The sequence below is a fragment of the uncultured Sphingomonas sp. genome (assembly GCF_964021865.1).
Classification (GTDB): domain Bacteria; phylum Pseudomonadota; class Alphaproteobacteria; order Sphingomonadales; family Sphingomonadaceae; genus Sphingomonas.
Map to the genome: position 1 here is coordinate 86,536 of NZ_CAXIAM010000004.1, position 8,109 is coordinate 94,644.

10 protein-coding genes are annotated in these 8,109 nt (G+C 68.5%); 6 read left to right on the plus strand and 4 right to left on the minus strand.

The genetic code is table 11. From position 1 onward, the window contains the following. Positions 1-18 precede the first annotated feature (18 nt). The gene (locus AADI75_RS02205) at positions 19-381 is read left to right on the plus strand and encodes a DUF393 domain-containing protein (protein ID WP_341207431.1); all 363 of its coding nucleotides are present in this window, start codon (positions 19-21) and stop codon (positions 379-381) included. Beyond that, complete coding sequence (locus tag AADI75_RS02210; protein WP_341207422.1) at positions 378-872, plus strand: DUF427 domain-containing protein; 495 nt, start codon at positions 378-380, stop codon at positions 870-872. Before AADI75_RS02205 ends, AADI75_RS02210 begins: the two co-directional genes overlap by 4 nt. 51 nt (positions 873-923) lie before the next feature. Here the strand turns inward: AADI75_RS02210 and AADI75_RS02215 are convergent, their stop codons facing one another. From AADI75_RS02215 to AADI75_RS02230, 4 genes are all read right to left on the minus strand, one after another. Continuing rightward, entirely contained in the window at positions 924-1,070 is a 147-nt protein-coding gene (locus AADI75_RS02215) for a lmo0937 family membrane protein (RefSeq protein WP_341207423.1), read from the minus strand. Positions 1,071-1,247: 177 nt separating this feature from the next. Continuing rightward, positions 1,248-1,517 (minus strand): hypothetical protein, encoded by a 270-nt coding sequence (locus AADI75_RS02220; RefSeq protein WP_341207424.1) that lies wholly within the window; start codon positions 1,515-1,517, stop codon positions 1,248-1,250. 110 nt (positions 1,518-1,627) lie between these two features. Then, complete coding sequence (locus tag AADI75_RS02225) at positions 1,628-3,967, minus strand: TonB-dependent receptor (RefSeq protein ID WP_341207425.1); 2,340 nt, start codon at positions 3,965-3,967, stop codon at positions 1,628-1,630. Between the two features lie 115 nt (positions 3,968-4,082). Beyond that, complete coding sequence (locus tag AADI75_RS02230; RefSeq protein WP_341207426.1) at positions 4,083-4,493, minus strand: hypothetical protein; 411 nt, start codon at positions 4,491-4,493, stop codon at positions 4,083-4,085. 135 nt (positions 4,494-4,628) lie between these two features. On the opposite strand from AADI75_RS02230, the gene AADI75_RS02235 reads away from it, so the two are divergent. From AADI75_RS02235 to AADI75_RS02250, 4 genes are all read left to right on the plus strand, one after another. Next, the gene (locus AADI75_RS02235; protein WP_341207427.1) at positions 4,629-5,522 is read left to right on the plus strand and encodes a Gfo/Idh/MocA family oxidoreductase; all 894 of its coding nucleotides are present in this window, start codon (positions 4,629-4,631) and stop codon (positions 5,520-5,522) included. 79 nt (positions 5,523-5,601) lie between these two features. Next, complete coding sequence (locus AADI75_RS02240; RefSeq protein ID WP_341207428.1) at positions 5,602-6,183, plus strand: ANTAR domain-containing protein; 582 nt, start codon at positions 5,602-5,604, stop codon at positions 6,181-6,183. After that, positions 6,180-7,391, plus strand: coding sequence for an ABC transporter substrate-binding protein (locus AADI75_RS02245; protein WP_341207429.1), 1,212 nt, complete (start codon positions 6,180-6,182; stop codon positions 7,389-7,391). The genes AADI75_RS02240 and AADI75_RS02245 overlap by 4 nt, the downstream gene beginning before the upstream one ends. A 243-nt stretch (positions 7,392-7,634) precedes the next feature. Beyond that, a partial coding sequence (locus AADI75_RS02250; protein WP_341207430.1) for an MFS transporter occupies positions 7,635-8,109 on the plus strand: 475 nt, incomplete at its 3' end.

Genomic DNA, 8,109 nt, shown 5'->3' on the forward strand with positions numbered 1-8,109 from the left:
GTGCGCGACGCCGCGGCGGTGAAGCGGGTGACCGTCTGGCACGACGGAAACTGCCCGCTCTGCCGACGCGAGATCGCCTTGATGCGGCGTCTCGATCGGCGCGGCGCGATCGCGTTCGTGGATGCCACCGGCCCGGACACTTGTCCGCTCGATCGGGCCGATATGCTCGCGCGCTTCCACGCGCGCGAGGACGGCGGCCCGTTATTGTCCGGGGCCGCCGCGTTCGCCGCGATGTGGCGCGCGATCCCGCTGTTGCGGCCGTTGGGGGAGGCGGCGCGTCACCCGCTGGTGCTCGCGGGGCTGGAGCGTGCGTATCGCTCCTTCCTCCGCGTGCGGCCGCGGCTTCAACGCTGGCTCATGCGGCGAGCGGTGCGTGCATGAGGCCGCGGCCCGATCCCGTCGCGCCCGGGCAGGAGAGCGTGTGGCGCTACCCACGCCCCGCCATCGCGGAGCCTAGCGATCGCCATATCCGCATCGAACATCGCGGCGTTCTTGTCGCCGATACGCGGCGTGCGGTTCGCACACTGGAGACCAGCCACCCACCAAGCTGGTATCTGCCCCCCGCCGATCTGACGCCAGGACTGCTGCGCGCGTCGTCACGCCGCTCTTTTTGCGAATGGAAGGGGCATGCGATCTACTGGGATCTGGCGATCGGTGACGAACTGATACGCGACGTGGCGTGGAGCTATCCCGACCCGACGCCAGGATTCGCAATCTTGCGCGATCACGTCGCCTTCTATGCGGATCCGCTCGACCATTGCACGATCGACGGCGAGCAGGTGACACCGCAGCCCGGCGGCTTCTATGGCGGCTGGATCACGCCCGATCTCGCCGGGCCGTTCAAGGGCGTTCCCGGCAGCATGGGATGGTGACGGCCGCTTCGTCGTTCCCTTCGCCGAGGTGAGGGGAGCGACGCCGCCCGCCTACACCGAGCGCCGCCCGGAGAACAGCTGGATCAATCCGACCACGATGGCGATGACGAGCAGGATGTGGATCAGGCCCCCGGCGACATGCAGGGAAAACCCGAGCAGCCACAGCACCAGCAAGATCACGGCGATGGTCCACAACATGGCGTTTTCCCTAGATGATGCGCCGGCCGACGGTGGCAGACACATTCAGAAATAATCGGGGCTGAAAAGCGTTCCACTGCGGCGCTCAGTGCGCCAAAAACGCGAAAGGGGCGCCCGGTGTGGACGCCCCTCCAGTTCGGGCCGCGCTTGGGAGCAGCCCGCCCTGTTCGCTGTTGGTTAGATGCCGTTCTTCAGGTTGGTGTCCGCGTCATGCGTGCGCATGTCGTCGGCTTTCTTTTCGCCGACATCGCGCACCGCCTCGGCCTTGTTCTCGAGCTGGTCCTCGGCCGTGTCGTTCTCGACGTTGTCCGCGGCATCCTCGAGATTGTCCGCGACCGCATCGGCATTCGCCTCGATATTGTCGGCGGCCTGCTCGCGCGGGCTGGAATTGCACGCACTGAGCGAGGCCACGCCGGCCAGCAACGCGATCGCCAAAACCTTCTTCATGAAAATCCCCTTCGTTGGAGGTGACACCTCAACCGGTTACAAGTGCGGTCATTCCACGATGGTTCCACGCGGCGGGCGCGTCACGTTTGCCAGCAGTGCCAGCAAGCACGTCACCATGCGCCGGTCAGCCGGACGCCGATCGTCCGGGGCGGGCCGACCAGATAGGAGAAATAGCTGGTCGCCGTCGTATTGCCGGGTGAGGTCGTGAACTCCTGACCGAACACCGGCACGACGTCGAAAAGGTTGGTGACGAACAGATCGACGCCGACGCCGCGCGCCGTTCGCACGCCGGCCGAAGCATCCACCAGCGTATAGGCCGGTCGGGGCAGCACCTCACCCTCGCCGAACCCGCTGTTGCTCGACCCGACATGCCGGACCGCGGCAAATAGGGCGCCGCGCAGCACATTGGACAACGCGACATCGTAATCCCCGCGCGCGTTCCAGGTCCAGCGCGGCACGTCGAGCACGCGCGATCCGGCGGGCAGCAGGAGGTTGGGCACGTCATTGCGATAGGTCGCATCGGTGAATGCCCCCCCGGCGTGCAGGTCGAGCCCGTCGAACGGCGTGGCCGACACTTCGAGTTCACCGCCGCGGCTGCGCACCCGTCCGGCGTTGACCGTGAAGGAGATGGTGGTGGCGTTGTTGATCCCGCACGCCGTCTGGAACGCCTGCTGATAATCCTTCCAGTCGATCGCATAGGCCGCCGCATCGATCCGCACGCGCCCGCCCCACAGGCTGCTCTTGGCGCCCACCTCATAATTGTCGGTCCGGTCGCTGCGATAGGGTGGCGGCACGTCGGGGATGCCCGCGGCACGCCTTTCCGCGGGTGAGCAGATGCTGTCGGTGATCGGTGCGTTGACGCCGCCCGTCCGAAAGCCTTGCGCGTAGCTGGCGTAGAACGTGGCGGCATGGCTCGGCGTGTAGCTGAGGGTGGCGCGCGGCGTGATGCCATGCTCGCGGTTTCGCTCGTCGAAGGCGTAAGCGAGATCGCCGCCGCTCACGCCACCGATGCCGAACCGCCGGTTGGCCTCCCGCTGCCGATAGCCGAACACCCGTGCGCCCGCCGCGATCCTGATCTGCGGCGCGACGGCGTAGGTCAGTTCACCGAACGCCGCGACTTCCTGCTCGCGAAAGCGAACGGCGCTGTCCTGGATGACCGGCGGGCTGCTGGCGCCGAGCGGCAGCGGCGCGGCGATGCCGAACAGGTCCGCGACCGTGATCGTGCGGCCGGATCGCTGGCGGAGATCGCGGTAGAAGCCGCCGAGCACGTACTGCAAAGGCCCCGCGCCGTCCGACACCGCGCGGACTTCCTGCGTGAACTGTTTCGTGCGCCCGACATCGACCAGCGGCGTCGGAAACAGCCGGCCGCCCGGGCCCGGACCGACGATCTGCTCGACGATCGGGGAATCGAAGGCCGTGACGTCAAACGACAGGCTGTTGCGCCGGTCGAGGAAGGACGAATTCGACGACAGGGTGAAGCCGCCGAGCGCGTCGAAGCGGTTCTCGATCAGCAGCGACGCGATCGCAAACCGGTCCTTGGCGAACGTATCCGCGTACCGTGCCTTCAACCGCGCGCGCTTGCCGAAGGTCGCATCGCTGTGCGGCCGGTCGGCGTTGCTGAAACCATCCTGCCAGACCAGCGACGGCGTGATCGTGAGCGTCGGCGTCGCGGTCCAGCGCAGCGCCGCCCGGACGAATTCGGTGCGCGTCCAGTTCACATCCTCGCGCACCGCCGCCGTCCCGGCGTTCTCGGTCAGGTTGCCGGTGGCGGGGCGGAGATCGTCGATCCAGCCGCCCTGGCGGACGACCCCGCCTGCGACGCGCAGCGCCAGCGTGTCGGCGACGATCGGCAGGTTCAGCATCGCATTCGCGTCCCAACTCGTGCCGCCATCCCTGATCGTCGAGACGCTTGCCTGCCCCAGCGCCTCGATCCGCGATGCATCGGGCTGGTTGGTCACGATCCGGACGAGCCCGCCCAGCGTCGACGAACCGAACAGCACGCCTTGCGGCCCGCGCAGCACCTCGACGCGCGCGATGTCGAACAACTGCGGGTCGGGTTGCGAGAAGCCGCGGAGGGCGCGTGTCTGCAATTGCGTCTCGTCCAGATAGATGCCGGTCGTCGGCGACTGGACGAACCCGACCCCGCCGATGCCGCGCAGGAGGTACTGCGAATTGCCGAGCCCGGTGGTGGCATAGCTGACGCCCGGCACCGCGTCGGCGACCTGCGAGAAATCCTGCACGTCGAGGCGGTCGAGCAGCTCGGGTGAGAGGCTGGTGACGCTGGCCGGCACGTCCCGGACGGTCTGCGGCCGCTTCTGGGCGGTCACGAGGATGTCGGCGTTTTCGCCGGAGCGGCGCGGGGCGGTCCCTTGAGCATCGATGGCGGGTGGCGGTGCGGCGGTGGCAGCGACCTGCGCGCGCGCCGGAACGACCAAGAAGAGGCAGGGCAAGCAGGCCCCCGCCAGAAGGTAGGATCGGATCATTGAATAAGCCTTCGACCCGCGGGGCGGAACGCCCACGCGTTTGAACGGGAGGCGCGCTCGCAAGGAACGCGCGATCGATCGGTCAAAGGGCGGCTGGCGGACCTCTCAAGGGTGGGCGCAGGTGCGCCCGTGCGGGCTCCGGCGGCGGCAGCCGTCGTGCGAAGCCCGTGCCCATGACGAAGACGATCAGGGCGGCAAGCTGGAGCGGATCGGTCGCGCTCAAGGCGGCGGCCGACAGGCCGGAGAAGGCGCACGGCATGTCGACCTTGCCGCGATCGTCCTTCTTGCCATGATCGGGCATGTCGCCGTGCATGCCGGGCATCGCGGTCGCCGCGGCGGGAGCCGCGATCCCCGAACAGATCGTGATCGTGAAATGCCCGGACACACGGTCGATCATATAGCCACCGGGAACCAGCAGCCTGAGCAGCAGCGTGGCCACGCAGATCAGGATCGCCAGCTCGCGCTGCGCAAGAAGGTGCCGGATGGCGTGCACGGGGCATGACTAGCTTGGCAGGGGCGGCGTGTCATCCGGCCATTCCGCGCCGGCCGCAAAGCGATTTGGCGGTGCGGCGGCTCAGCCGTTAAGCACGCTCTGCGGCCGGCGACCGGGCCCGACGAAGGATGACAGATGCGCGTGCTCATGATCGGACTGGGGGACATCGCCCGCAAAGCCTATCTTCCGGTCCTGTCACGGCGACCAGACCTCGACATCCACCTCGCGACCCGCAACCCGTCGGTTCTGGATGAGGTCGGTCGCTCGTTCCGGATCGCGCATCGATACGCTAGCGCGACCGCGGCGCTCTCCGCGACGACGTTCGACGCCGCCTTCGTGCACACGGCCACGCCGGCGCATGCCGAACTCGTCGGGCTTCTTCTCGCCGAAAACATCCCCACCTTCGTCGACAAGCCGCTCGCTGACAATTTCGCCGAGGTCGAGGCGCTCGTCGCGCTCGCCCGGAAACGCGCCACGCCGCTCGTGGTCGGCTTCAACCGGCGGTTCGCGCCCGACTATGTCGCGCTGCGCTCGGTCGATGCCAGTCTGATCGTCATGGAGAAGCACCGCTATCGCCAGCCCGACCTGCCACGCCGGGTCGTGTTCGACGACTTCATCCACGTCGCCGATACGCTCCTGTCGCTCGCGCCTGCGCCGGTAAGACGCCGCACGATCGAGACGCATGTCGTGGCGGGACTGCTTCACGCGATCACGCTCACGCTGGCGGGCGACGGCTTCACGGCGATCGGCACGATGCATCGCGACAGCGGACTCGATGAGGAACGGCTCGACGTCATCGGTGGCGGCGTGCGCCGGACCGTCCTGAACCTCGCCGATCGCATCGAGACGCGCGGGACGACGACGGTGCGCCGTCGCGGCGACTGGGTTTCGGTCGGACAGCAGCGAGGCATCGAGGCGATGTGCGACGACTTCCTGCTGGCAGCGCGCGAGCGCCGTCCCGTCGACGCCTACGCGCTGCTGGCGACGCATGAGATTTGCGAGTCTATCGTCCGTCACGCTGAAGCCTGAGCTTTGCTCGCCGGCCACGAACCCCGACCGCAGCCGGGGGCTAGTCAGTGTCCCGCCCGCACTTTACTCGATAGTCCCCGTGAAGATCGCGATCATCGACACCAGCACCACGCGCGCCGCGATCATCTCGGAAGGGTTGCGCGACGCCGGGCTCGTTGATCTCGTCGTGATCGATCCCGCCGGGCCGCTGGTCGCGCAGGTCGAGGCGAGCGCACCCGAGGTGGTGCTCATCAACCTCGAAAACCCGAGTCGCGACCTGCTGGAGGATTTCTTCGCGATGTCGCGCGCACTGGCGCGCCCGATCGCGATGTTCGTCGACCAGTCCGACGCGCAGACGACGATGGCGGCGGTCGATGCCGGCGTGTCGGCCTATGTCGTCGACGGGCTGGCGCGGCAGCGGATCAAGCCGGTGCTCGACCTCGCGATCCGCCGCTTCCAGGCGTTCTCGCGGTTGCAGGAGGAGCTGGCCGAGGCGAAATCGGCGTTGGCGGACCGCCAGACGATCGACCGCGCCAAGGCGATCCTGATGAAGCGCCGCGGGCTGGACGAGCCCGCCGCCTACGCTCTGCTGCGCGGCCACGCGATGAAGTCGAACCGTCGGATCGCCGAAGTGGCGGAGGCGATCGTGACCAGCGAGGCGCTGATGGGAGAGCTGCCATGAGCGCCGAGACCTTCCGCATCGGTTTCGTGCCGCTGGTCGATGCCGCATTGCCGATCCTCGCGCACGAACTGGGCTTCGCGGCGGCGGAGGGCGTGCGGATCGCGCTGGTGCGCGACGTCACTTGGGCGACGGTGCGCGACCGATTGCTCTACGGCCATACCGATGCCGCGCACCTCGTCGCGCCGCTCGCGATCGCCACCGCGCTGGGCCGCGACCGGCCGGCGGTGGGGCTGACGGTGCCGTTCGTGCTGGGGCTGAACGGCAATGCGATCACCTTCTCGACCGCGCTGGGGGATGCGTGCGGGCTCGGCGAGTCGCTCGGCGACCCGGTGGCGCTGGGGCGCGCGCTCAGGCACGTCGCGGCGGAACGGCGCGCGGCGGGGCGGCCGCTGCGCTTCGGCGTGGTGCATCGCTATTCGAGCCACAATTACATGCTGCGTTACTGGCTCGCCGGGGCCGGCATCCGCCCCGACGAAGACGTGACGATCACCGTCACCAGCCCGACCTTCGCCGCCGATGCGCTGGCGGCGGGGGAGGTCGACGGCATTTGCGTCGGCGAGCCATGGAACGCGATCGCGGTTGATCGCGGCGTCGGGCGGATCGCGTTGGCGACCGCGCAGATCTGGCGGCGCGGGGTCGAGAAGGTGCTGGCGCTGCGCTCCGACACTGCCGACGAACGCCCGGAGGCGCTCGCCGCTCTGCTGCGCGCGCTCCACGCCGCCGCCGAATATTTCATCCGCCCCGATACGGTGCACGAAAGCGCTGCGCTGCTCGCACGCCCGGAATATTGCGACGCGCCGGCCGAGGCGATCCTGCGCGCCATCACCGATCGCATCCGCGTGACGCCCGGCAGCGCGCCGATCCATTATCCCGACTTCATGTTCCAGTATCGCGAGGCCGCCAACTTCCCGTGGCGCAGCCAGGCGGCGTGGCTTTACGCGCAGATGGTGCGCTGGGACGGGTTGCGCCTTTCCGCCGACGATGCCGCGACCGCGCAATCGGTGTTCCGTCCCGATCTGTACCGCGCCGCGCTGGCGGGATCGAACGCCCCTTTGCCCAATGCCAGTTCCAAGCTGGAGGGCGCGCTCGATGCGCCGATCGGGGCGGGTTCGACGCAGGGGCGGTTGCTGCTGGGGCAGGACCGTTTCTTCGACGGTCGCGCGTTCGATCCCGACGATATCGAGGGATATTTGGCGCAATTGCCGTAAGCCGATGATGCTGCGCGTGCGAAGGGGACTTGCATCGCGGCCGCGAATCAGGCAGCTTGACGAACGTCGGGCAATGATGCCGGACACGAGATAGCAGCGACACGCCTCTCCAGCGCCGGGGAGGTTTACGCTGGCGGAGCAGGGCGATGATCGCCCCGCATCCGTACCGAGGCAACGACGCCGCCAGGACGCACCCGCAAGGGTCGCCGTCCTGGCGGCTTTTTTCTGTTTGGAGCACGGGCGATGGCGACGGCGTTCTGGGATCGCGAACAAGGCGGGGGAAAGCAGGCGGCGGGGGCCGGTTTCTGGGCGAGCGGGCATGTGCCGACGCTGCTCGCCGCATTCCTCTATTTCGATCTCGCCTTCATGGTGTGGGTGCTGCTGGGGCCGCTCGCGCCCGATATCGCCGCGACGCTGGGGCTCAGCCCCGCGCAAAAGGGCCTTATGGTCGCGGTGCCGACGCTCGCGGGGGCGGGGCTGCGGGTCGTCAACGGCCTGCTGGTCGACCGGCTGGGGCCGAAGCGGTCGGGCGCGATCAGCCAGTTGATCGTGATCTTCGGATTGCTCGCGGCGTGGACGCTGGGGGTGACCAGCTTCGCGGGGACGCTGGCGCTGGGCGTGATCCTCGGCTTTGCGGGCGCGAGCTTCGCGATCGCGCTGCCGCTCGCCAGCCGCTGGTATCCGCCCGAGCATCAGGGCAAGGCGATGGGGCTGGCCG